Origin of the sequence: Dactylosporangium sucinum, assembly GCF_014647515.1 — a bacterium.
Lineage (GTDB): Bacteria > Actinomycetota > Actinomycetes > Mycobacteriales > Micromonosporaceae > Dactylosporangium > Dactylosporangium sucinum.
In genome coordinates, this window is record NZ_BMPI01000022.1 from 28,410 (window position 1) to 49,979 (window position 21,570).

The 21,570-nt window shown below is 71.8% G+C and carries 19 protein-coding genes and 1 pseudogene; 18 read left to right on the forward strand and 2 right to left on the reverse strand.

Features of this window, described 5'->3' with window-relative positions:
* Nucleotides 1–24: 24 nt before the first annotated feature.
* The 3 genes and pseudogenes from IEZ31_RS22735 to IEZ31_RS59415 all read left to right on the forward strand — a co-directional run.
* Entirely contained in the window at nt 25–192 is a 168-nt protein-coding gene (locus IEZ31_RS22735) for a DUF4244 domain-containing protein (RefSeq protein ID WP_190252050.1), read from the forward strand.
* On the forward strand, nt 189–590 hold the full coding sequence (locus IEZ31_RS22740) for a TadE family type IV pilus minor pilin (RefSeq protein ID WP_190251961.1): 402 nt from the start codon (nt 189–191) through the stop codon (nt 588–590). The genes IEZ31_RS22735 and IEZ31_RS22740 overlap by 4 nt, the downstream gene beginning before the upstream one ends.
* A pseudogene (locus IEZ31_RS59415) lies at nt 587–982 on the forward strand (Rv3654c family TadE-like protein); the annotation flags it as partial. The gene IEZ31_RS22740 and the pseudogene IEZ31_RS59415, both read left to right, overlap by 4 nt.
* A 110-nt stretch (nt 983–1,092) precedes the next feature.
* On the opposite strand, the gene sftH reads toward IEZ31_RS59415, so the two are convergent.
* Nucleotides 1,093–3,393, reverse strand: coding sequence for a DEAD/DEAH box helicase (gene sftH / locus IEZ31_RS22750; protein ID WP_190251962.1), 2,301 nt, complete (start codon nt 3,391–3,393; stop codon nt 1,093–1,095).
* 143 nt (nt 3,394–3,536) lie between these two features.
* Between sftH and IEZ31_RS22755 the strand changes: the two genes are divergently transcribed.
* From IEZ31_RS22755 to IEZ31_RS22785, 7 genes are all read left to right on the forward strand, one after another.
* Complete coding sequence (locus IEZ31_RS22755; RefSeq protein ID WP_190251963.1) at nt 3,537–3,935, forward strand: STAS domain-containing protein; 399 nt, start codon at nt 3,537–3,539, stop codon at nt 3,933–3,935.
* 4 nt (nt 3,936–3,939) lie between these two features.
* Nucleotides 3,940–4,419: an ATP-binding protein gene (locus tag IEZ31_RS22760; protein WP_190251964.1), complete on the forward strand. Its 480-nt coding sequence runs from the start codon at nt 3,940–3,942 to the stop codon at nt 4,417–4,419.
* A gap of 210 nt (nt 4,420–4,629) precedes the next feature.
* Nucleotides 4,630–6,993: a sodium-translocating pyrophosphatase gene (locus tag IEZ31_RS22765; RefSeq protein WP_190251965.1), complete on the forward strand. Its 2,364-nt coding sequence runs from the start codon at nt 4,630–4,632 to the stop codon at nt 6,991–6,993.
* Nucleotides 6,994–7,081: 88 nt separating this feature from the next.
* Entirely contained in the window at nt 7,082–7,615 is a 534-nt protein-coding gene (locus IEZ31_RS22770; protein ID WP_229835750.1) for a hypothetical protein, read from the forward strand.
* Nucleotides 7,612–8,679 carry a hypothetical protein gene (locus IEZ31_RS22775; RefSeq protein WP_190252062.1) on the forward strand — a complete coding sequence of 356 codons (1,068 nt, stop codon included), beginning with the start codon at nt 7,612–7,614 and terminating at the stop codon, nt 8,677–8,679. The genes IEZ31_RS22770 and IEZ31_RS22775 overlap by 4 nt, the downstream gene beginning before the upstream one ends.
* Nucleotides 8,680–8,946: 267 nt before the next feature.
* The gene (topA, locus tag IEZ31_RS22780; RefSeq protein ID WP_190251966.1) at nt 8,947–11,724 is read left to right on the forward strand and encodes a type I DNA topoisomerase; all 2,778 of its coding nucleotides are present in this window, start codon (nt 8,947–8,949) and stop codon (nt 11,722–11,724) included.
* Between the two features lie 263 nt (nt 11,725–11,987).
* Nucleotides 11,988–13,256, forward strand: a complete 1,269-nt coding sequence (locus IEZ31_RS22785) for an acyltransferase family protein (RefSeq protein ID WP_190251967.1) — start codon at nt 11,988–11,990, stop codon at nt 13,254–13,256.
* 36 nt (nt 13,257–13,292) lie between these two features.
* Here IEZ31_RS22785 and IEZ31_RS22790 read toward each other — a convergent pair whose 3' ends face one another.
* Nucleotides 13,293–14,585 (reverse strand): D-arabinono-1,4-lactone oxidase, encoded by a 1,293-nt coding sequence (locus tag IEZ31_RS22790; protein WP_190251968.1) that lies wholly within the window; start codon nt 14,583–14,585, stop codon nt 13,293–13,295.
* Nucleotides 14,586–14,820: 235 nt separating this feature from the next.
* Between IEZ31_RS22790 and IEZ31_RS22795 the strand changes: the two genes are divergently transcribed.
* The 8 genes from IEZ31_RS22795 (at nt 14,821) to IEZ31_RS22830 (ending at nt 21,484) form a co-directional block, all read left to right on the forward strand.
* Nucleotides 14,821–15,366, forward strand: coding sequence for a TetR/AcrR family transcriptional regulator (locus IEZ31_RS22795; protein ID WP_190252052.1), 546 nt, complete (start codon nt 14,821–14,823; stop codon nt 15,364–15,366).
* A 130-nt stretch (nt 15,367–15,496) separates the two neighbouring features.
* Nucleotides 15,497–16,387 carry a Rossmann-like and DUF2520 domain-containing protein gene (locus tag IEZ31_RS22800; RefSeq protein ID WP_190251969.1) on the forward strand — a complete coding sequence of 297 codons (891 nt, stop codon included), beginning with the start codon at nt 15,497–15,499 and terminating at the stop codon, nt 16,385–16,387.
* Nucleotides 16,384–17,208, forward strand: coding sequence for a pantoate--beta-alanine ligase (panC, locus tag IEZ31_RS22805; protein WP_190251970.1), 825 nt, complete (start codon nt 16,384–16,386; stop codon nt 17,206–17,208). Before IEZ31_RS22800 ends, panC begins: the two co-directional genes overlap by 4 nt.
* A complete protein-coding gene (gene panD / locus IEZ31_RS22810) occupies nt 17,205–17,639 on the forward strand; it encodes an aspartate 1-decarboxylase (protein ID WP_190251971.1) in 435 nt (144 codons plus the stop codon). Before panC ends, panD begins: the two co-directional genes overlap by 4 nt.
* A gap of 17 nt (nt 17,640–17,656) precedes the next feature.
* The gene (locus tag IEZ31_RS22815; RefSeq protein WP_190251972.1) at nt 17,657–18,571 is read left to right on the forward strand and encodes a septum formation family protein; all 915 of its coding nucleotides are present in this window, start codon (nt 17,657–17,659) and stop codon (nt 18,569–18,571) included.
* A gap of 81 nt (nt 18,572–18,652) precedes the next feature.
* Nucleotides 18,653–19,564, forward strand: coding sequence for a septum formation family protein (locus tag IEZ31_RS22820; protein ID WP_190251973.1), 912 nt, complete (start codon nt 18,653–18,655; stop codon nt 19,562–19,564).
* 5 nt (nt 19,565–19,569) lie between these two features.
* On the forward strand, nt 19,570–20,460 hold the full coding sequence (locus tag IEZ31_RS22825; RefSeq protein ID WP_190251974.1) for a septum formation family protein: 891 nt from the start codon (nt 19,570–19,572) through the stop codon (nt 20,458–20,460).
* A 157-nt stretch (nt 20,461–20,617) separates the two neighbouring features.
* Nucleotides 20,618–21,484: a septum formation family protein gene (locus tag IEZ31_RS22830; RefSeq protein ID WP_190251975.1), complete on the forward strand. Its 867-nt coding sequence runs from the start codon at nt 20,618–20,620 to the stop codon at nt 21,482–21,484.
* Nucleotides 21,485–21,570: the final 86 nt, after the last annotated feature.

Sequence of the window (21,570 nt, forward strand, 5' to 3'; positions counted from 1 at the left end):
AACGTAAGGAGTTCCGTGTACGCCATCCGAGCCCGTCTCCGCGCCCTCCGGGGGGATCGGGGAGTCACCACCGCCGAGTACGCCGTCTGCATGCTGGTCGGGGTCGGCTTCGCCGGCCTGCTGCTGAAGGTGCTGACCAGCGACGGCACGCGCCTTGCCCTGACGAACCTGATCGGGCGGGCGCTGGCATGAGAAGCGACCGGGATCGTGGCGCCCATCGGGCCCCGTTCGGCAGGGCAGCGCGGCATCGGCGCCGGGCCGGCGGTCCGCGCGACCGGGGCTCCGCCGCCGTCGAGTTCGCCGCGGCACTTCCCGCCGTCGCCCTGCTGCTGCTGGCCGGCCTCGCCGCCCTGGTCGTCGCGACGGCCCAGGTGCGGTGTGCGGACGCGGCCGGGCTGGCGGCGCGGGCGGCGGCCCGCGGCGAGCCGGACGCGGCGGCCTCGGAGACCGCGCCGGCGGGCGCCACGATCTCGGTCCAGCGCGACGGGGACCTGGTGCGGGTCACCGTGCGCTACCGGTTCGGGCCGCTGGGGCTGGAGCTGCAGGAGCGGGCCGTTGCCCAGTTCGAGCCCGAGGAGGGGTTGTCATGAAGGGTGCGCACCGGTCGGCCAGTCCGCCGTGGACCTGGGTCGGCGTGTGGAGGCGGCGGGGAGAGCAGCGGTGGCGGGCGCGGCATACCCGGCGGGCGCGGCGGACCCGGCGGGCCCGGCCGGCCGTCGAGGTTCGGGATCAGGGCAGCGTGACGCTGGTGATGCTCGGGGTCGGGGTAGGGCTGCTCGTGATCGGGCTCGCGCTGGTGGTCGGGGGCGGGCTCATCGTTGCCGGGCACCGGGCGCGCAACGCCGCCGATGCCGGCGCGCTGGCGGGGGCGCTCGCGGCCGGGGGCGGGCCGGCGGCGGCGTGCGGCGCGGCGGCGGAGCTGGTGGCCGAGAACGGTGGGCGGCTGGTGTCCTGTGCGCTCGACGGGCTCGACGTGACCGTTGACGTGCGGGTTGACGGGCCGGCCGGCACCGAGGCCGCGGCCGCCGCCCGGGCCGGACCGCTGCGCGCCGCGGGGATCCGCGTCAGGCCGGCGCGCGACTCCGGGCTCGGCTATGCCGCCAGGTCGGTGGTGCGGCGCGGCGACTCGCGGGAGAGGGCGTCCAGGACCAGGCCCAGGACGGTGACCGCGTCGGCCTTGCCCAGCGGGTTGTTGCCGTTGCCGCACTTCGGGGACTGGACGCACGACGGGCAGCCCTGGTCGCACCGGCACTCGGCGACGACGGAGCGGGTGGCCGACAGCCAGTCGGTCGCGACCTCGAACGCACGCTCGGCGAAGCCGGCGCCGCCGGGGTGGCCGTCGTACACGAAGACGGTGGGCAGGCCGGTGTCGGCGTGGAACGCGGTGGACAGGCCGCCGATGTCCCAGCGGTCGCAGGTGGCGACGAGCGGGAGCAGGCCGATGGAGGCGTGCTCGGCGGCGTGGAGGGCGCCCGGCCAGTCGACGTCGGGCACTCCGGCGGCGTCGAGCGCCTCGGGCGTGACCGTCCACCAGACGGCCACGGTGCGCAGCACGCGCTGCGGGAGGTCGAGCTCGCACACGTCGATGACCTCGCCGGACACGAGGCGGCGCCGCTGGTAGCTGACGACCTGGGAGGTGACCTCGACCTCGCCGAGGGACAGGGTGACAGGTCCGGCCGGGCGGGTCTCGCGGACGGACAGGACGGTCACGTCGGTGACGTCGCGGGGGTGGGTGCTCCAGTCGGGGTCCTCGGCGTGGACGAGGGCGACGGAGTCGGCGAGGTCGAGCTTGTCGACGACGTAGGTGGTGCCCTGGTGCAGGTATACGGCGCCGTCGTGGACCTGGTGGTGGGCCGAGCCGGTGTCGACCGTGCCGAGCAGCCGGCCGGTGACCGACTCGACCACGGCGATCGGGCCGCCGCCGGCGCCGCGGAGGTCGACGTCGGGGCGGTGGCGCTCGGTCCAGTACCAGCCGCTGGGGCGCTTGCGCAGGACGCCCGCCGCGACGAGCGCGTCGAGGGTCGGCTCGGCGGTCGGGCCGAACAGCGGCAGGTCGGCCGGGGTCAGGGGCAGCTCGGCGGCGGCGCAGCACAGCTGCGGGGCGAGGACGTGCGGGTTGCCGGGGTCGAAGACGGTGGCCTCGACGGGGCGGCCGAAGAGGGCCTCGGGGTGGTGGACGAGGTACGTGTCGAGGGGGTCGTCGCGCGCGATGAGCACGCAGGTCGCGTCGCGGCCGGCGCGGCCCGCGCGGCCGGCCTGCTGCCAGAGGGAGGCGAGGGTGCCGGGGTAGCCGGAGATCAGGACCGCGTCCAGGCCGACGAGGTCGACGCCCAGCTCGAGGGCGTTGGTCGAGGCCAGGCCGAGGAGGGTGCCGTCGAGGAGGTCGCGTTCGAGGGCGCGGCGGTCTTCGCGGAGGTAGCCGGAGCGGTACGCGGCGACGCGGGCGCCCAGGCCGGGCACGGCCGTGTCGAGGGAGCGGCGGGCCATGGTGGCGACGAGCTCGGCGCCCTTGCGGGAGCGGATGAAGGCGAGGGTGCGCACGCCGGCGGCCACGGCGTCGGCCAGCAGGTCGGCCGTCTCCCCCAGGGCGGACCGCCGGGCGGGTTCCGCGTCACCCGGTCCGGGGGAGGAAGGAAGGAGCGGGGGTTCCCAGAGGGCGAAAGTGATGCCGCCGCGGGGTGAAGTGTCCTCGGCGAAGGCCACCACCGGCAGCCCCGTCATCCGGCTGCCCGTCCGGACCGGGTCACCCGAGGTCGCCGAGGCGAGGACGAAGGTGGGAGCGGCACGGTAGCGGGATGCCATGCGGCGCAGGCGGCGCAGGACGTGCGAGACGTGGGAGCCGAAGACGCCACGGTACGCGTGGGACTCGTCCACGATCACGTAGCGCAGGCCGCGCAGGAAGCGGGCCCAGGACGCGTGACCCGGCAGGATGCCGTGGTGGAGCATGTCCGGGTTGGTCAGGACGACCCGGGCGTGCCGGCGGACCCAGTCGCGCTCCTCGCGGGAGGTGTCGCCGTCGTAGGTGGCGGGGCGGATGTCCGGCAGGTCCAGGGCCAGCAGGCTGCGGAGCTGGTCGGCGGCCAGGGCCTTGGTCGGGGCGATGTAGAGGGCCGTCGCGCGGTCGTCGGTGAGCAGGGTGGACAGGGCCGCGAGCTGGTAGGCCAACGACTTACCGGAGCCTGTCCCGGTGGCGACCATCGTGTGGGTGCCTTGCCAGGCCGACGTCGCGGCCTCCGCCTGGTGGCGCCACGGTGCGGTGATGCCGCGCGAACCCAGGGACGAGCGCAGCGACGGCGGCACCCAGTCCGGCCAGGGGGCCTGGACGCCAGCGCGCGGGGGGATGTGCTCCACGTGGGTGAGGGACTCGGCCGCCCGGTGCTGCGGAAAGAACACCTCCGCACTCTAAAACACCTGTTCGAAACGAGCGGTGCGGTACACGCGCGCCGTTTGTGGGAAAGGGGGTCAAGCGTCGCCTCGGCACCGCGTCGATGGTTAGATGCCCGTGGAGCGCAAAACCGCCAGAGGAGGAGGTCCGCATGGAGCTGTCGTTGTCGACGTACGACTCCGGCGACCACACAGTGCTCGAAGTCGGCGGTGAGGTGGACGTCTACACCGCCCCTCGGCTCCGCGAGAAGCTGGTCGAGCTGGTCGAGCAGGGGTCCCGCCACGTCGTCGTCGACCTCAGCCGGGTCGAGTTCCTCGACTCGACGGGCCTGGGTGTGCTGGTGGGTGCGCTCAAGCGGCTCCGGGCGGTCAACGGGACGTTCGGCCTGGTCTGCTCGCACGAGCGGCTGCTGAAGATCTTCCGGATCACCGCGCTGGACCGGGTCTTCTCGCTGTACGACTCGGTGGCCGCGGCGACCGCGGCGGACGGCGATCCCAAGGCGCCCGGGTCGTACGGCACCGACGCCGATCCCAAAGCGCCCAAAGCGTAGGTCCATGCCCACTGTCCGACTGTCGTTCTCGCCGGCGGCGGCACACGTCCGCACCGCCCGGCTGGTCGGCGTGGCCGTCGCGCGGCGGGCCGGCGTGGCCGAGGAGCTGCTCGAAGAGGTCCGCCTGGCGATCGGCGAGGCGTGCTCCCGCGCGGTCGCACTGCACCGGTCGCACGGCCTCGACGACCTGGTCGACGTCGCCATGGCCGACGGCGACCGGTTCACCGTGCGGGTCGTCGACCGCGCCGCGAACGGCGCGATGGTCACCCGCTCACCCGAGGATGACGAGACTGTCGTGCTGCTCTCGGATCCGGCGCTGCCGCTGACCACCCCGCCTGACCTCCTCGCGGAGGAGGCGGTCGCCGCCCGGATGGGGCTGGCCCTGCTCGCCGGCCTCGTCGACGACCTGATTGTGTCCGAATTGTCCGAAGGTGTCGGCACCGAGGTCCGGATGTCGTGGCCACTTGAGCGGTCCAGCGACTGACCGACGAGGAAAGATCGGCGAGATTCGATTCAAGTAAACTTGCAAGTCGGTGTGACCACTGACACGGATGGCGGCTAGAGTACGGCGATCGTGTATGACGTCCCTGGTCATTGGGTACCTCGGTCGCTCAGCACGGCTCCCCGCGTGGAGAACCCGCCGCCGGCCTGACCGCTCGCGGCGCTGTCATGTGTCGGTACAGGAGGACAACGAATGTCCGGATTGCTCGCCGCTAACGGCGAGATTTCCCTTACCGGGAGCAACCTGACCTACATCGTCGTCGCGCTCGTCATCGCCTTCGTGGCGCTCGGGTTCGCCGCGACGCTGGTCAGGGCGGTGCTCGCGACCGGTCGGGGCACCCCGAAAATGCAGGAGATCGCCGGGGCGGTGCAGGAGGGCGCGACCGCGTACCTCGTCCGCCAGTTCAAGACCCTCGGCATCTTCGTCGTCATCGCCGTGGTGCTGCTGTTCCTGCTCCCGGTCAGCGAGGCCGGGGAAAACGAGACGCTCATCAAGATCGGCCGCTCGGCGTTCTTCATCGTCGGCGCGGTGTTCTCGGCCTTCATCGGCGGCGCCGGCATGGCGCTCGCCACCCGCGCCAACCTGCGCGTCGCGGCGGCGGCCCGAGAAGACGGCGGCCGCGAGAAGGCGATGCAGATCGCGTTCCGCACCGGTGGCGTGGTCGGCTTCCTCACCGTCGGCCTCGGCCTGTTCGGTGCGGCGCTGGTCGTGCTCATCTTCAAGGGCGACGCCCCGATCGTGCTGGAGGGCTTCGGCTTCGGCGCGGCGCTGCTCGCGATGTTCATGCGGGTCGGCGGCGGCATCTTCACCAAGGCCGCGGACGTCGGCGCCGACCTGGTCGGCAAGGTCGAGAAGAACATCCCCGAGGACGACCCGCGCAACGCCGCGACGATCGCCGACAACGTCGGTGACAACGTCGGTGACTGCGCCGGCATGGCCGCGGACCTCTTCGAGTCCTACGCCGTCACCCTCGTCGCCGCGCTGATCCTGGGCCGCGCCGCCTTCGGCGTCGACGGCCTGGTCTTCCCGCTGATCGTCTCGACGATCGGTGTCCTGGTGGCGATCCTCGGGGTGGCGCTCACCCGCTTGCGCCCCTCCGACCGCAACGGTCTCGTCGCGATCAACCGGGCGTTCTACCTCTCCGCCATCATCTCGGCCGTCCTGGTCAGCGCCGCCGCGCTGTTCTACCTGCCGGCCGACTGGGCGAAGCTGCTCGGCAGCGAGTGGCGCGCCACGCTGAACCTCGCCGACGGCGACACCCCGCCGTTCGGCCCGCACGTCACCGCCATCATCGCCGTGGTCATCGGCATCGCCCTGGCCGCGATCATCCAGGCGCTCACCGGGTACTTCACCGAGACCGAGCGCCGCCCGGTCAAGGACATCGGCAAGAGCGCCCTGACCGGCCCGGCGACGGTCGTCCTCGCCGGCGTCAGCGTCGGCTTCGAGTCGGCCGTCTACTCGGCCATCGTCATCGGCGCGGGCGTGTTCGGCGCCTTCCTGCTCGGTGGCGGTTCGATCACCCTGTCGCTGTTCGCGGTCGCCATGGCCGGCACCGGCCTGCTGACCACCGTCGGCGTCATCGTCGCGATGGACACGTTCGGCCCGATCAGCGACAACGCGCAGGGCATCGCCGAGATGTCCGGCGACATCGACGAGCGCGGCGCCCGCACGCTGACCGAGCTCGACGCGGTCGGCAACACCACCAAGGCGATCACCAAGGGCATCGCGATCGCGACGGCCGTCCTCGCGGCGACCGCGCTGTTCGGGTCGTACACCGACACCATGCAGCGGGCGCTCACCGAGGCCGGGTCGAAGCTGTCGACCGATTCCCTGCTCAACGTGGCCAACCCGCGCAACCTGGTGGGTCTGCTCATCGGCGCGGCCGTCGTGTTCCTGTTCTCCGGCCTGGCGATCAACGCCGTGGCCCGGTCGGCGGGCGCGGTCGTGTTCGAGGTCCGCCGCCAGTTCCGCGAGTTCCCGGGCATCATGGACGGCTCGCAGCGCCCGGAGTACGGCAAGGTCGTCGACATCTGCACCCGTGACGCACAGCGCGAGCTGATCACGCCCGGCCTGCTCGCGGTCATGGCGCCGATCGCCGTCGGCTTCGGCCTCGGCGTCGGCCCGCTGGCCGCGTACCTCGCCGGCGCGATCGGCACGGGCACGCTCATGGCGGTGTTCCTGTCCAACTCCGGTGGGGCGTGGGACAACGCGAAGAAGCTGGTCGAGGACGGCACCCACGGCGGCAAGGGCTCGCCCGCGCACGCCGCGACCGTCATCGGCGACACCGTCGGCGACCCGTTCAAGGACACCGCCGGCCCGGCCATCAACCCGCTCCTCAAGGTGATGAACCTGGTGGCGCTGCTGATCGCCCCGGCCGTCGTGCTCTACACGGTCGGCGACGGCAACCCCGCGGTCCGGTACATCGCCGCCATCGTCGCGGTCGGCGTCATCGCCGCCGCGGTCATCATGAGCAAGCGCAAGCCGGTGGCGGTCGACGCCGGCGACGACAACGGCGCCTCCCAGGAGGAGTCGGCTTCGGAGCGGGTCACCGCCTGACCCACGGCACGAAAGCGCCCCGGCCGGATCGCATCCGGTCGGGGCGTCGTGTTTTCTCGAACACACGATCGGTTCTACGCTGCAACCCATGCGTCTCCGTCGTGTTCTCGTCGTCGTTGTCGCCCTCGCGTGTACCGCGGGGTGCTCCGCCGACGGCGCCGGTGACGTGGCCCCGAAGCGGTGGGCGCAGTCGGTCTGCGCGGCGCTGGCCCCCTGGCGCGCCGAGATCAACGACCTGACCACCAAGGCCCAGCAGCAGCTGCAGGCGGCCAGGACGGCGGCGCAGACCAAGACGAACATCGTCGACCTGCTGGCCGGCGCCGAGACGGCGAGCGAGAAGGCGCGTGTCGGCGTCGACGGCGCCGGCATCCCCGACGTCAAGGACGGCGACAAGGTCGCGGCCCAGTTCACCGCCTCGCTGTCGAAGGCGCGCGACGCCTACGGCAACGCCAAGCGCACCGTCTCCGGGCTGCCGACGAACGACTCGAAGGCGTTCTACGCGTCGGTGACGTCGGCGTTCGCCACGCTCAAGGAGGAGTACGAGCAGAGCGCGATCAACCCGTCCCACGTCGGCCCGGCGGATCTCCAGAAGGCATTCGACGAGGTGCCCGAGTGTCGATGACCCGGTCCGTCGCCGCCCGGCAGCTCTCGCTGTTCGGGGTCGAGGCGCGCCCGCCGGCGCCGCACGACCTCGAGGGCCTGCTGCTGGGCGCCGGTCAGGTCGGCCGCATGGGCGGCACCGGCCGGGTGACGACCGTGGTGGAGGACGCCTGGCGCTGTGCGGTGCTGCGGGCCGAGTGTGAGCTGCGCGGCCTGGTGCTGACCTGCGAGCCGGCCGTTGAGGAGGACCGCTTCGTGGTCCGGACCGCGTACTCGGCCGCCCTCGCCCCGCTGGCCGCCCGCTGGCTCGACGACGACGGCGTGCAGCGCGCCCCCGGGGACCTGGCGCTGGACGGCCGGCGGCTGCGGCTGTGGGTGGCCGCCGCCGGCGGGTACGACGGGCAGCGCGCCTACCTGCTCCGGCTCGCGCCGAAGCCCCGCCCGCCCGAGCCGGAGGCCGAGGTCGAAGCCGAGGTCGGGGCCGAAGCCGAGGCCGAGGTCGTCGATGAGGCTGCGGCGGTGGCCGGCGAGCCGGAAGTGGTCCACGAACCCGAAGAACCGCCGATAAACGGGCATAATGGCCACACGCCGCCGGTCGACCGGCGCGAGATCATGCAGGCCCGAGCCGACGCGAAACCGAACAAACGGCGCAAGAAGCCGGACAGCAAGGTGTCGGCCTTCGATCCCGGGCCCGACGAGTTCGCCGACTTCGACGCCTACGACGGCCCCGACCCGTACGCCGAGGTCGAGCCCTTCAGTGACCCCGGCGCCGACGAGTGGCCCGACTCCGGCATCGCCGACCTGCCGACCGTCGCCCTGGACACCCCGCCGCCCCCGCCCGAACCGGCGCCGAAGCCGGCGGCTGAATCGCCCCAAAGCGGTGAAATCACCATAGACCGCACCCTGGCCGACAACTGGATCGCCGTCGGCGAGGCGCTGGTCGCCATCGGGCTGCCGGCCGTGTTCATCGCGCCCGACGAGGGCGGCCCCGCGTACCGCATCGTGGGACTGCGGCGGATCAACCGGCTGGCCGAGTTCGTGGGTGAATCGCCCGCCGAGGCGCCGCCCGAGGTGTGGCCGCGGTAGGTCGGCCGGTAGGGTGGCGCAACTAACGGAGGATTAGCCCGCGCGGCGTGAACTGCCGGAAATGGACGCGCCGCCGCCCTCACAAACCGTGACAAACACGGCAACCGATGCGACACGTTCGCAAGATCGGGCAGGTAGCGGTTGTGCATGGGTGTACCGTGGCGCCGATCGGCGTGTCGCGAGCCGGCCCGCCGAGTGTCCCTTTGCGCAACTTGGCGCGAAGGGACGCGTTACGTTTGACGTCTGTCGTCCGCACCGGGGAGAACTGTGCCGAACTCCGCCAACACGAAGCGGCTGGTGATCGTGGAGTCGCCGGCCAAGGCCAAGACGATTTCGGGCTACCTGGGCCCGAATTACGTCGTGGAGGCCAGCTTCGGGCATGTCCGCGACCTGCCCGTGGGCAAGAAGGACATGCCGGACGACCTCAAGAGCAAGCCGTGGGCCTACCTGGGTGTCGACGTCGACAACGATTTCACCCCGGTCTATATCATCTCGGCCGACCGGCGGAAGCAGATCACCCGCCTGAAAGCGCTCCTCAAGGAGGCGAGCGAGGTCTACCTCGCCACCGATGAGGACCGCGAGGGCGAGGCCATCGCGTGGCACCTGTACGAGACGCTGAAGCCGAAGGTCCCGGTCAAGCGGATGGTCTTCCACGAGATCACCCGCCCGGCGATCCAGGCCGCCGTCGCCAACCCGCGTGACATCAACCGCGCGCTGGTCGACGCCCAGGAGGCCCGGCGCATCCTCGACCGGCTGTACGGGTACGACGTCTCGACCGTGCTGTGGAAGAAGGTCCAGCGCGGCCTGTCGGCCGGCCGGGTCCAGTCGGTCGCGACCCGCATCGTCGTGGAGCGCGAGCGGCAGCGGATGAAGTTCCGCGCCGCCGACTACTGGGACATCCTGGCCCGCCTGCAGCCCGACAACGACGAGCGCACGTTCAACGCCACGCTGATCGCGATCGACGGCGACCGGGTCGCCACCGGCCGCGACTTCGACCCGGAGACCGGCAAGGTCAAGCCGGGCGCGGGCGTGATCCACCTCGACGAGCAGGGTGCCCGGGGCCTGGCCGCCCGCCTGGTGGGCCGGCCGTTCACGGTCACCCGGGTCGAGGAGAAGCCGTACCGTCGCAAGCCCTACCCGCCGTTCATCACCTCGACCCTGCAGCAGGAGTCGGCCCGCAAGCTGCGCCTGTCCAGCGCGCAGACGATGCGGGTGGCGCAGCGCCTGTACGAGAACGGCTACATCACGTACATGCGTACGGACTCGGTCAACCTGTCGGAGGCGGCCATCGCGGCGGCCCGGCAGCAGATCCACGACCTCTACGGGCCGTCCGCGGTGCCGCCGCAGCCCCGGCGGTACACCGGGAAGGTCAAGAACGCCCAGGAGGCGCACGAGGCGATCCGCCCCGCCGGCGACTCCTTCCGCACGCCCGGCGACGTGGCGAAGGAGCTCTCCGCGGAGGAGCTGCGGCTCTACGAGCTGATCTGGCAGCGCACGATCGCGTCGCAGATGACGGACGCCGTCGGGAACAGCACGTCCGTGCGGATCAACGCCACGACCCCCAACCAGGAGTCGGTGGACTTCGGCGCGACCGGCAAGACGATCACCGACCCCGGCTTCCTGCGGGCGTACGTCGAGTCGTCCGACGACGAGACCGCCGAGGCCGAGGACGCCGAGCGGCGCCTGCCGGTGCTGGTCAAGGGCCAGCCGCTGACCGAGCGCGGCCTGACCCCGACCGGCCACACCACCCAGCCGCCCGCCCGCTACACCGAGGCGTCGCTGGTCAAGGCGATGGAGGAGCTCGGCATCGGGCGCCCCTCGACCTACGCGTCGATCATGCAGACGATCCAGGACCGGGGGTATGTCTTCAAGCGCGGCCAGGCGCTGATCCCCTCGTTCCTCGCGTTCGCCGTCGTGGGGCTGCTGGAGAAGCACTTCCCGCGGCTGGTCGACTACGACTTCACCGCGTCGATGGAGAACGTCCTCGACGAGATCGCGGCCGGCGACGAGAGCGCCGTGGACTTCCTGCGCCCCTTCTACTTCGGTGGCGACACCGGCGACGAGGGGTCGGTGGCCCGCCAGGGCGGTCTGAAGCGCATGGTCACCGAGCGGCTGGGCGAGATCGACGCGCGCGGGATCAACTCGATCCCGCTTTTCCGTGACGAGGCCAACCGCGACGTGGTCGTGCGGGTCGGCCGCTACGGCCCCTACCTGCAGCGCACGATCCCCGACGCGCCCGAGGGCGAGGAGGGCGACCGCGCTCCGGTGCCCGACGGCATCGCGCCCGACGAGCTGACCCCGGAGAAGGTCGCCGAGCTGTTCGTCGGCGGCACCGGCGGGGAGCGCAAGCTCGGCGAGCACCCGGAGACCGGCGAGCCGGTCGTGCTCAAGTCGGGCCGCTACGGGCCGTACGTGTCGACCGGCGAGAAGAACGCCTCGCTGCTGTCGACCCAGTCGGCCGAGCACCTGACCCTCGCCGAGGCACTCAAGCTGCTCACCCTGCCCCGCCTGGTCGGCAAGGACGAGAGCGGCGAGGACATCCTGGCCTCGCCCGGCCGCTACGGCCCGTACATCAAGCGCGGCACCGACACCCGCTCGATCGCGAGCGAGGACCAGCTGTTCACGATCACGCTGGAGGAGGCGCTCGCGCTGCTGGCGGCCCCGAAGACCCGCGGCCGCGCGGTCGCCAAGCCGCCGCTGCGCGAGATGGGCCCCGACCCGGCGACCGAGAAGCCGCTGGTCATCAAGGACGGGCGGTTCGGGCCGTACGTGACGGACGGCGAGTTCAACGCCTCGCTGCGCCGCAACCAGACGGTGGAAGCGCTGACCCTCGACGAGGCGAGCGAGATGCTGGCCGAGAAGCGGGCCAAGGGCCCGGCCCCGAAGAAGGCCCGCCCCGCGAAGAAGGCCGCGGCCGACGGGGCCGCCCCAGCCAAGAAGGCGACCGCCGCGAAGAAGACCACGGCCGCGAAGAAGGCGACGCCGGCCAAGAAGGCCGCCCCGCGCAAGGCCGCCGCCAAGAAGGCGAGCCCTCCGGCCGAGTAGCCACGCCGCAGCGGGCGGCGAAAATCTTGGACCGCCGCCCGCATTGCTCCGATATGCCCGGCACTGTCGGGTTCGCAGGCATGGCGTTGACCGGACCGGCTTGAGTATGGTGTTGGCTCCGGTGCCGGACCGCCGGTCAGAAACGCGTTTGCTACCCGGGGCCCCCATCCCTAAACCCGTGCCGCGCGTTTTTCTGCGGTCCTTGCCATCCGGCCATACGCAGGGCCGGCCCGTCGCGGGCCGCGGGAGCAAGGGGTCAGTGGATGGCGCGCGGCAGGACGCTGGAAGAGGCGTACTCGGGGCGCGACAACGCCTTCAACTTCATGCGGCTGTGCTTCGCGCTGCTGGTCATGGTCGGGCACGCCGGCGTGATCGGCTGGGGCCTGGCCGACGACCCGGTGCCGATGCCGATCGACACCGGCGGCGTGGCGGTCACCGGCTTCTTCGCGCTGTCCGGGTTCCTCATCGCGCGCAGCGGCCGGCGCAGCCACCCGCTGCGGTACGTCTGGCACCGGGTGCTGCGGATCTTCCCGGGCTACTGGGTCTGCCTGATGGCGACGGCGTTCGTGCTGGCCCCGCTGCTGTACTGGTACCAGCGCGACACGCTGAGCGGCTTCCTGCACCACCCGCGCGGCCCGCTGGACTACGTCCTCAACAACATCTGGACCGACCAGCTCCAGGGTGACGTGTCCGGGGTGACCCGCGAGGCGCCCTACCCGAACGCGATCAACGGCTCGCTGTGGACGCTCAAGTCGGAGCTGACCTGCTACATCCTCGTGCTCGCGCTGGCCGTGACCACCCTGCTGCGCCGGGCGCGGTGGATGGTGGTCCTGCTCGGTGTCGCGATGTCCGGGGTGATCGTGTGGGACACGTTCCACGAGCCGGTGGTGCCGGGCCCGCTCGCCGACCTGCACGCGATCAAGCTGCCGGTCCTCGGCTGGTTCACGCTGTACTTCCTGTTCGTGTTCGCGCTGGCGTTCGTGCTGGGCATGATCGCGGACCTGTACCGGTCGGTGATCCCGCTCAACGACTGGCTCGGGTGGACGTCGCTGGTGCTGGTCGTCGCGTCGGTCTATTTCTCCCTGCCGCTGTTCGGGCCGGCCATCATCGCCTGGGTCTACCTGCTGCTGTGGGCCGGCGTGCGGCTGCCGAAGGTGCTCAAGCGCATCGGGCGCCGCAACGACTACTCCTACGGCGTCTACATCTACGCATTCCCGATCCAGCAGGCGCTGGCGATCGTCGGCGTGCCGAAGCTGGGCTGGACGTTCTACCTGCTCACCTCGGTGGCGACGGTCGGCCTCGTGGCCGCGTGCTCGTGGCACCTGGTGGAGAAGCAGGCGATGCGGGCCAAGAACTGGACGCCGCGCCGCTTCCGCAAGCCGCCCGTCGTCGCCGCGCCTGTCGCTGCCGCGGAGGAGCCGGTTGTTGCGGCCGCGCCGCTCACGGCGGTGATCCCCGCGCCCCGCGAGCCCGAGTCCGTCGCTCCGGTGCTGCGGTCCACCGAGCCGGCGCCGGGCGTCGCCCCGGTCTGACCCCGGTCTGACCGCGACCTGACCGCGACCTGACCGTTAGCGGCCGAGGACCCGGTCGGTGTAGGCATTGGCGAACAGCCGGCCGGGGTCCAGCTTGTCGCGCATCGCGAGGAAGTCGCCGAAGCGCGGGTAGGCCGGCGCGAACGACTCGGCGTCGCGGTAGTTCATCTTGCCCCAGTGCGGGCGGCCGCCCAGCGGGGTGAGCAGCGCCTCGAAGCGGCGGAAGTACTCCTCGTAGGGGGCGCCCACGTACTGGTGGATGGCGACGTAGGCGTTGTCGCGGCCGTAACCGTGCGACAGCCAGATGTCGTCGGCGGCCGTGAAGCGGACCTCGACCGGGAATTGGATGCGGAACGGCAGGCCGTCGACGATGCCGCGCAGTCCGTCGAATGCCTCACGGAGCGCCTCGCGGGGCATTCCGTACTCCATCTCCACGAACCGGACCCGGCGCGGGGTGCAGAAGACGTCGTGGGACGGCGCCGTGTACGTGCGGGCCGAGAGCGCCCGGGCCGAGATCCGGCTCACCGTCGGTACCGTCGCGGGAAACGTCCGGCCGAGCCGGCAGGCGCCGCCGAACACCGTGTTGGACAGGAAGTCGTCGTCCAGCCAGCGCCGCCAGCCGGCCAGCGGCCGGTCCGAGGCCGCGACGATGTTGTTCCGCTTCATCTGGACGCGGTCGGTGTAGGGGAACCAGTAGAACTCGAAGTGGTCGTTCTCGGCGACGTGGGACGACAGGCCCGACCAGACGTCGGCGAGCGTGGCCGGCCGCTCGTCCGCCTGCAGCACGAAGGCCGGCACGCAACGCAGCGTCACCGCGGTGAGCACGCCGAGCGCGCCGATGTTGACCCGGGCCGCGTTGAAGAGGTCGGGCTGCTCGGCCGCCGAGCAGCGCAGCACGGTGCCGTCGGCGGTGACCAGCTCCAACGCCTCGATGAAGGTGGAGAGGCAGCCATAGGCGGCGCCGGTACCGTGCGTGCCGGTCGACAGCGCGCCGGAGATGGTCTGGGCGTCGATGTCGCCCAGGTTCGGCATCGCCAGACCATGGGCGGCCAGCGTCGCATTGAGTACCTTGAGCGGCATGCCCGCGCCGACCGTGACGAGGTTGTCCTCGATCGTGATGAGCGAGGCCATCCGATCGAGCTCGATCCGGACGCCGCCGGTGGCGGCCGTGGGGGTGAACGAGTGCCCGCTGCCCACCGCCTTCACGCGCAGGCCGTCGTTGGCCGCGGCGCGCAGTACTTCGCCCAGCTCGGCCGGGGTGGCGGGGTGCGCGACCCGGGCGGCGCGCGCGGTCTCGTTGCCGGCCCAGTTGCTCCACGGTGACGTCACAAAAGATGAGTACCCTTCACGTATACCCCCAGTCAATCACCCATCCATGTGTCGGTCAGTCACTCGGGTGAAACGGGCTATCCGGCGTTCGTCCCCGGTCGTTGACGTGAGTAGGTTTCAAAGCACGAGATAGAGGGGGGACATCCGGGTGGCGACGCAGACAGTGGCCGGCGCCGGGACGAAGCCGCTGCGCCGGGTGCCGGTGCAGGGGCGCAGCGTGGCGCGGGTCGGGCGGATGCTCGACGCCTGCGCCGAACTCGTCGACGAGGTCGGCTACGACGGCCTGACCACCACGTTGCTGGCGGAACGGGCGGGGGTGGCGATCGGCTCGGTCTACCAGTTCTTCCCCGACAAGCGGGCGATCGTGCAGGCACTGACGCTGCGCAGCCTGGAGCGGTATCTCGAGCGCCTCGGCGCGCGGCTCGCCGACGAGGGCATCACCAACTGGTGGGACGCCGTCGACGCGGCGATCGACGAGTACATCGACATGCACCGCACCGTGCCGGGCTTCCGGACGCTGCACTTCGGCGACGTGGTCGACATCCACCTGCTCGACGACGAGCGCGACAACAACGACGTCATCGTCGGGCAGCTGTCCGACCTGCTCGTCGCCCGGTTCTCGATCGTCGACGCGGAGCGGCTGCAGTTCGTGCTGGCGATCGCCGTCGAGGCCGCCGACGGGCTGATCAAGCTGGCGTTCCGCCGCTCGCCGGAGGGCGACGCGCTGGTGCTCGGCGAGGCCAAGGCGCTCATCCGGGAGTACCTGCACCACCGCTTGTAAGACCTGCCGCGGCGGCGGGTAAAGCGTTCGAAACACGTTGTTGACAATCCCACAACGTCTGTCCGCTTTGCCCGCTGCGGCGCATACTTTTGATCGACCGGTACCCCACTTCGAGGACTGGATCTATCAGATGAGCAGGCAAAACATCGGCATCATCGGTGCTGGACGGGTAGGGGCGGTGCTCGGCGCCGCGTTCGCTCGATCCGGGCACAAGGTGATCGCCGCGGTGGGTGTATCCGCCGCCTCCAAGTCCCGTGCCGAGCTCCTCCTGCCGGGCGCTTCGCTGCTCCCCGCCGACAAGGTCGCCGCCGCTGCGGACCTCGTTCTGCTCGCGGTGCCCGACGACGCGCTCCCGGGCCTGGTCAAGGGCCTGGTCGAGACCGGCGCGCTGCGCCGCGGGCAGATCGTCGCCCACACCTCCGGCGCCCACGGCCTGGCCGTGCTCGCCCCGGTCACCGGCGTCGGCGCCGAGCCGCTCGCCCTGCACCCGGCCATGACGTTCACCGGCACCGAGGCCGACCTGGCCCGGCTGCCCGGCATCTCGTTCGGCGTCACCGCCCCCGACCACCTGCGCGAGACGGCGGCGGCCCTGGTCGCGGACCTGGGCGGCGTCGTCGAGTGGATCGCCGAGGAGCGGCGCCCGCTGTACCACGCGGCGCTCGCACACGGCGCGAACCACCTCGTCACGCTGGTGAACGAGGCGATGGACCGGCTGCGCGACGCCGGCGTGCACCGCCCCGAGCAGGTGCTCGCCCCGCTGCTGGGCGCGGCGCTCGACAACACGCTCCGCCTCGGCGACGCGGCCATCACCGGCCCGGTGTCCCGCGGCGACGCCGGTACCGTCGAGAAACACCTCCACGCGCTGGAGTCGGTGGCGCCGAGCTCCGTCCCGCCCTACCTGGCGCTTGCCCGGCGCACCGCCGACCGGGTCATCGCCGCCGGCCGGCTGCGCCCGATCGACGCCGAGCCGCTGCTCGACGTGCTCGGCAGCCATTCGCGCGCGTCGGAGCGTGCCGCATGAGGGTCGTCGGCACGCGCCCCGAGCTCGCCGCGGCCCGCGCCTCGTCGTCCGGCACCGTCGCCGTCGTGATGACCATGGGCGCGCTGCACGAGGGGCACGCGGCGCTGCTGCGGACGGCGCGGGCCGAGGCCGACACGGTGCTGTTGACGATCTTTGTCAACCCGCTGCAGTTCGGCCCCAACGAGGACTTCGATCGCTACCCCCGGACCATGGACGCCGATCTTGCGCTGGCGCGATCGATCGGGGTCGACGTGGCCTTCACGCCGCCGCGCGAGGTCATGTACCCGCACGGCGAGCCCGTGGTGCGGGTGAACCCCGGCCCGGCCGGCGAGCTGTACGAGGGCGCCAGCCGGCCCGGCTTCTTCCACGGCGTGCTGACCGTGGTCAACAAGCTGTTCCAGCTGACCCGGCCCGACGTCGCCTACTTCGGCGAGAAGGACTACCAGCAGCTCGGGCTGATCCGGGCGATGGCCCGCGACTTCGACCTGCCGATCGACGTGCGGGGCGTGCCGACCGTGCGGGAGGCGGACGGGCTGGCGCTGTCCAGCCGCAACCGGTACCTCGCTCCGGCCGAGCGCTCGGCGGCGCTGACCCTCTCGCGGGCGCTGCGGGCGGGCGCTTCCGCCGCCGCCGAGGGCGCCGACGCCGTGGCCGCCGGCCTCGCCGTCTTCGCCGAGACGCCCGAGGTCAAGCTCGACTATCTCGTGCTCACCGATCCGCTGCTCGGGCCCGCCCCGGCGCACGGCCCGGCCCGGCTGCTCACGGCCGCCTGGGTCGGCGCGACCCGGCTCATCGACAACGTAGAGGTACAGCTTCCGTGATCCGCACGATGCTCAAATCCAAGATCCACCGCGCCACGGTCACCCAGGCCAACCTGCACTACGTGGGCTCGGTGACCGTCGACGAGGACCTCATGGACGCCGCCGACCTGCTGGCCGGCGAGCAGGTCGCGATCGTCGACGTGACCAACGGCGCGCGGCTGGAGACCTACGTGATCGCGGGCCCGCGCGGCTCGGGCGTCATCGGGATCAACGGCGCCGCCGCCCACCTGGTCCACCCGGGCGACCTGGTCATCCTGATCTCGTACGGGCAGTTGGACGACGCGGAGGCGCGCGTCTATGTCCCGCGCGTCGTGCACGTCGACGCCGACAACAATGTCATCGAACTTGGCCACGATCCGGCGGGCGCCGTGCCGGGTATGGTGGGTTCGCCCGTGCGCGGCGACACGGTGGGAGACCTCGCCCGGGCATAGAACCTGGGGAGGTCGGCGTGCGGCGCGCGCTCGCGGTGCTGAGCGTGGTCTTGCTGCTGTCCGCCTGCGGCCCGCCGCCCCCGCCCGCCGGCACCGACGCTGACCTCGTCGACGGCTGGCCGATGCTGCCGGCCGCGGCGCTCGTGGCGCCGGTCGCGCCGGCCTGTTTCCAGCTGCCCGCGGGCGGCGCGGCCGGCGACGTCAGCCGCTGGCCCGACCCGGTGGACTGCGCCGAGCCGCACCAGGTCGAGCTGGTCAGCGTCGGGCAGTTCACGGGCGCCGAGGCCGACCGGCCCACCCCGCCGGCCAGCGGCGGACCGGGGCTGAAGGCCGCCCACGCGAAGTGCTCCGTCGACGCCAACGCGCTGCTCGGGGCCGACTGGCGGCTCGGGCGCCTTTCGCTGAGCGTCGGCCTGCCGTCGCCGCTGCTGTGGGATGCGGGCGCCCGGTGGTACCGCTGCAATCTCCAGACCCTCGAAGACCTCGACCGCTTCACGCCGGTGACCAGGTCCGGCTCGCTCCGCGGCGCGCTGCGGCCGGGCGGGGACCTGCTCATCGGCTGCGTGACGGTGACCCAGCCGGCCGGGGGCAAGTCCGGTGAGATCGACCGCATCCGGCCGGCGCGCTGTGACCAGCCGCACGAGGCGGAGCTCGCCGGGCTGTTCGAGCCGCCCGACGGGCCCTATCCGCCCGCGCCGGACACGCGGCGTGACGTGAACCTCGCCGGCTGCCGCCCGGTCGTGGCCCGGTTCGCCGGGGTGCCCGACGACGCCAACTTCCGCTCACGTACCGGTCTGATCACAATGCCGTTCGACAAGGCGGCATGGGAGCTCGGCAACCGCGCCGTCCGGTGCTTCGTGTGGCCGCCCAAACCCGTTGCCACCTCGCTGAAGGGGGCAGGGACGAAGGCGTTGCCGATCACTACCGCCTGACCTGTCGCCGGGTTGCTTCGGACATTTATGGTTGGCACACTGCACCGGCGTTCCGTGCGCTCGGGGGAGGGGACAACGAAGATGACGCGTTTCCGGCGACTCATTCCGGCACTGGTGCCGGCCGTCGCGGTGTTCTTGCTCGCCGCCTGTGGCACCCCGGCCGGGGTCGACAAGGACCTGACCGACGACTGGAAGATGCTGGACGCCGCGAAGATCCCGTCACCGCCCGTGAACAAGTGCTACAACACGAGCGTCAGCTACTACGCGCACGACACCACGACGATCTTCTCGTTCACGCCGGTGGAGGCGTGCACCAGCGCGCACGCCAGCGAGACGTTCTTCGTCGGCGAGCTCACCGGCAGCGCGGCGACGGGCTCGACCCCGCCCAAGGGCGCCGCCCTCAACGACGCCTGGCAGAAGTGCGCCAAGGAGGCCGAGAGCTTCCTCGGCGGCGACTACCACGACGCCCGGCTCGCGCTGCTCGTGCTCGCCCCGTCGGCAGCGCACTGGGCCGCCGGCGCCCGCTACTTCCGCTGCGACCTCGCCGAGGTGGCCAGCGACGGCAACAAGCCGGTGAGCCGCAACAGCTCGCTCGAGGACGGGCTGCGCGGCGACAAGCCGATCGCGCTGACCTGCATGCAGGAGACCTACGAGGCCGACGGCAAGACCTGGCTCGACTACAACGTGACCTCGTGCACCAACGTCCACAACATGGAGTACGTCGGCACCTACACCTCCGGTGAGCGGGCCTTCCCGACGAACTCCGAGGAGCGCCGCACCGCGATGCGGCCCGGTTGCGAGGCCATCGGCGCGAAGTACCTCGGGATGAGCACGTCGACGCTGGTCAACCACCAGCAGCTCGGCATCGGCTTCTGGCTCGTGGACGAGGAGGCATGGCTGCGCGGCGACCGCTCGGCCCGCTGCTACGCGATGCTCTTCGACAAGCTGACGACCACCAAGTCCGTGAAGGGCCTCGCCGGCGGCAAGGTGTAGCTGGGATGAAGCGGTGGCAGGCGGGCCTGTCGCTGGCCCTGGTGCTGTTCGTCGCGGCCTGCGGGCGGCCCGCCGGCACCGACGGTGACCTGGTCGACGACTGGCCCGCGCTGGGCAAGCCCGGCGTGCCGGTGCCGACCGTCGGCCAGTGCTGGACGGGTGCGTCGTCGGCGGAGAAGCTCGAGCCGGGGTCGGGCATGAAGCCGGTCGACTGCGCGGCCGATCACGCCAGCGAGACCTTCCACGTCGGCACGTTCACCGGCACCACCGCGCAGGGCTCGGCCCCGCCGGCCGGGGCGCAGCTGGCCGAGGCCTACACCACCTGCGACCGGCAGGCGAAGTCGTTCCTCGACGGCGACTGGCACGACGGCCGCCTGGTCCTGCGGGTGTTCCCGCCGACCGGGGCCGAGTGGCGCGGCGAGGCCCGGTTCTTCCGCTGCGACCTGATCGAGGTCAGCGACGACAACGGCACCCTCTTCACCCGGAAGTCCTCGTTGAAGGACACGCTGGACGGCAGCCGGCCGATCGCGCTGGGCTGCGTCCAGGTGAAGACCGACAGCGACGGCTTCATCGACGACTTCGTGCCGATCACGTGCGAGCAGCAGCACAACGGCGAGTACGCGGGGACGTTCTACTCGCCCGATGCCCGGCCGTATCCGTCCGACACCGGTGCCCGCCGGGCGCTGCTGCAGCCCGGGTGCAAGGCGCTGGTGGCGAAGTTCCTCGGGGTGACCGAGGCGCAGTTCGACACCAACCAGCAGCTGAGCTTCGCCTGGTCGACGGCGCAGCAGGCGCGGTGGGAGTACGGGGACCGGTCGGCCCGCTGCTACCTGATGCTCGAGGGCAAGCTGTCGGTGGCCCGCTCGCTGAAGGGCAACGCCAACAAACCAATCTGATGCCTGCTCACGCGCCCGTTTCGTCGCGTCGATCTTGCACTTGTGGTGCCCGGACTGCCCTGAAATTTGGTGACATTTCCGAACCACAACTGCAAGATCGACGCGGGTGTCGGGTGGTGCTGGCTTGTTACTCGCGGGTAGGGCACACTGCTTGCTCATGAAGCAGCGGGTGGTGCTCATCACGGTCGTGGTGGTGTTGCTGGCGGGCGGGGCGTACTGGATCTTTCACGACCGGGGGCGCGACATCCCCACCACGCCGCCGGCCGGGGCGCCCGCCGTCGGGTCGTGCTGGACGGTCGATCCCGCCGCCGCCCAGGGCGCCTTCCCGTGGCCCGGCAGCGCCGTGGACTGCGCCGGCGAGCACACCGTCGAGGTGTTCCACGTCGACCAGGTCAGCGAGGACCTCCTGCACCGGTACGACAAGGCGCGCGGCGAGGACGTGAAGCTCACCGAGAACCTGCTGTACGCGCAGGCCCGCCGCGCCTGTCTCGTCCAGGGGCCGATCTTCCTCGGCGGCGGGTGGCACGAGAACCGGGTCCAGATCGTCGCCTCCTGGATCAAGCCGGCCGGCGACGGGTTCTTCGCCTGCGGCGTCGCGGAGGTCAGCGGGCCGACCGCCGACGAGTACGTGACGCGGAAGGCGTCGCTCAAGGGGGCGTTGAAGGCCGCCGATCTCGCGATCGCCTGCCTGAGGCGCAACGGGGAGCAGTTGCGGTACGTGGGATGCGGCGAGGCGCACGACGGGGAGTACTCCGGGGTCTACACCATCACGCCGCCCGAGGCGCCCTTCGACGAGACCGCCGTGCGTTCTGCCAGCGCCAAGGGGTGCACCACGCTCGGGCTGCACTACCTCGGGCTGCCCGAGGACGGGACCAGGGAGGACCTGGCGCCGGGGTCGGTGGGGCCGAAGACGGCCTCGGAGTGGCTGGGCAGCGACCAGGCCTTCACGTGCTACCTGATGAGCGCGAAGCCGCTGAAGGCGACGGTCAAGGGACTCGGCCTGGCGCCGCTGCCGCTCGCCTGAGGCAGGGGGTGTGTCGCTGCCGGGTCAGGTGCGCGGCGGGGTCGGCCGGCAGCCCGGCCGCGAGCGTGGCTCGGCGTAGGGCGGTG

What these genes read in the sequence shown, in the direction of transcription:
- IEZ31_RS22740 (WP_190251961.1), top strand. Translation starts at nt 189, where the DNA reads ATGAGAAGCGACCGGGATCGTGGCGCCCATCGGGCCCCGTTCGGCAGG.
- IEZ31_RS22755 (WP_190251963.1), top strand. Translation starts at nt 3,537, where the DNA reads ATGGAGCTGTCGTTGTCGACGTACGACTCCGGCGACCACACAGTGCTC.
- IEZ31_RS22760 (WP_190251964.1), top strand. Translation starts at nt 3,940, where the DNA reads ATGCCCACTGTCCGACTGTCGTTCTCGCCGGCGGCGGCACACGTCCGC.
- IEZ31_RS22765 (WP_190251965.1), top strand. Translation starts at nt 4,630, where the DNA reads ATGTCCGGATTGCTCGCCGCTAACGGCGAGATTTCCCTTACCGGGAGC.
- IEZ31_RS22770 (WP_229835750.1), top strand. Translation starts at nt 7,082, where the DNA reads ATGCGTCTCCGTCGTGTTCTCGTCGTCGTTGTCGCCCTCGCGTGTACC.
- IEZ31_RS22775 (WP_190252062.1), top strand. Translation starts at nt 7,612, where the DNA reads ATGACCCGGTCCGTCGCCGCCCGGCAGCTCTCGCTGTTCGGGGTCGAG.
- IEZ31_RS22785 (WP_190251967.1), top strand. Translation starts at nt 11,988, where the DNA reads ATGGCGCGCGGCAGGACGCTGGAAGAGGCGTACTCGGGGCGCGACAAC.
- IEZ31_RS22795 (WP_190252052.1), top strand. Translation starts at nt 14,821, where the DNA reads ATGCTCGACGCCTGCGCCGAACTCGTCGACGAGGTCGGCTACGACGGC.
- IEZ31_RS22800 (WP_190251969.1), top strand. Translation starts at nt 15,497, where the DNA reads ATGAGCAGGCAAAACATCGGCATCATCGGTGCTGGACGGGTAGGGGCG.
- panC (WP_190251970.1), top strand. Translation starts at nt 16,384, where the DNA reads ATGAGGGTCGTCGGCACGCGCCCCGAGCTCGCCGCGGCCCGCGCCTCG.
- IEZ31_RS22820 (WP_190251973.1), top strand. Translation starts at nt 18,653, where the DNA reads ATGACGCGTTTCCGGCGACTCATTCCGGCACTGGTGCCGGCCGTCGCG.
- IEZ31_RS22825 (WP_190251974.1), top strand. Translation starts at nt 19,570, where the DNA reads ATGAAGCGGTGGCAGGCGGGCCTGTCGCTGGCCCTGGTGCTGTTCGTC.
- IEZ31_RS22830 (WP_190251975.1), top strand. Translation starts at nt 20,618, where the DNA reads ATGAAGCAGCGGGTGGTGCTCATCACGGTCGTGGTGGTGTTGCTGGCG.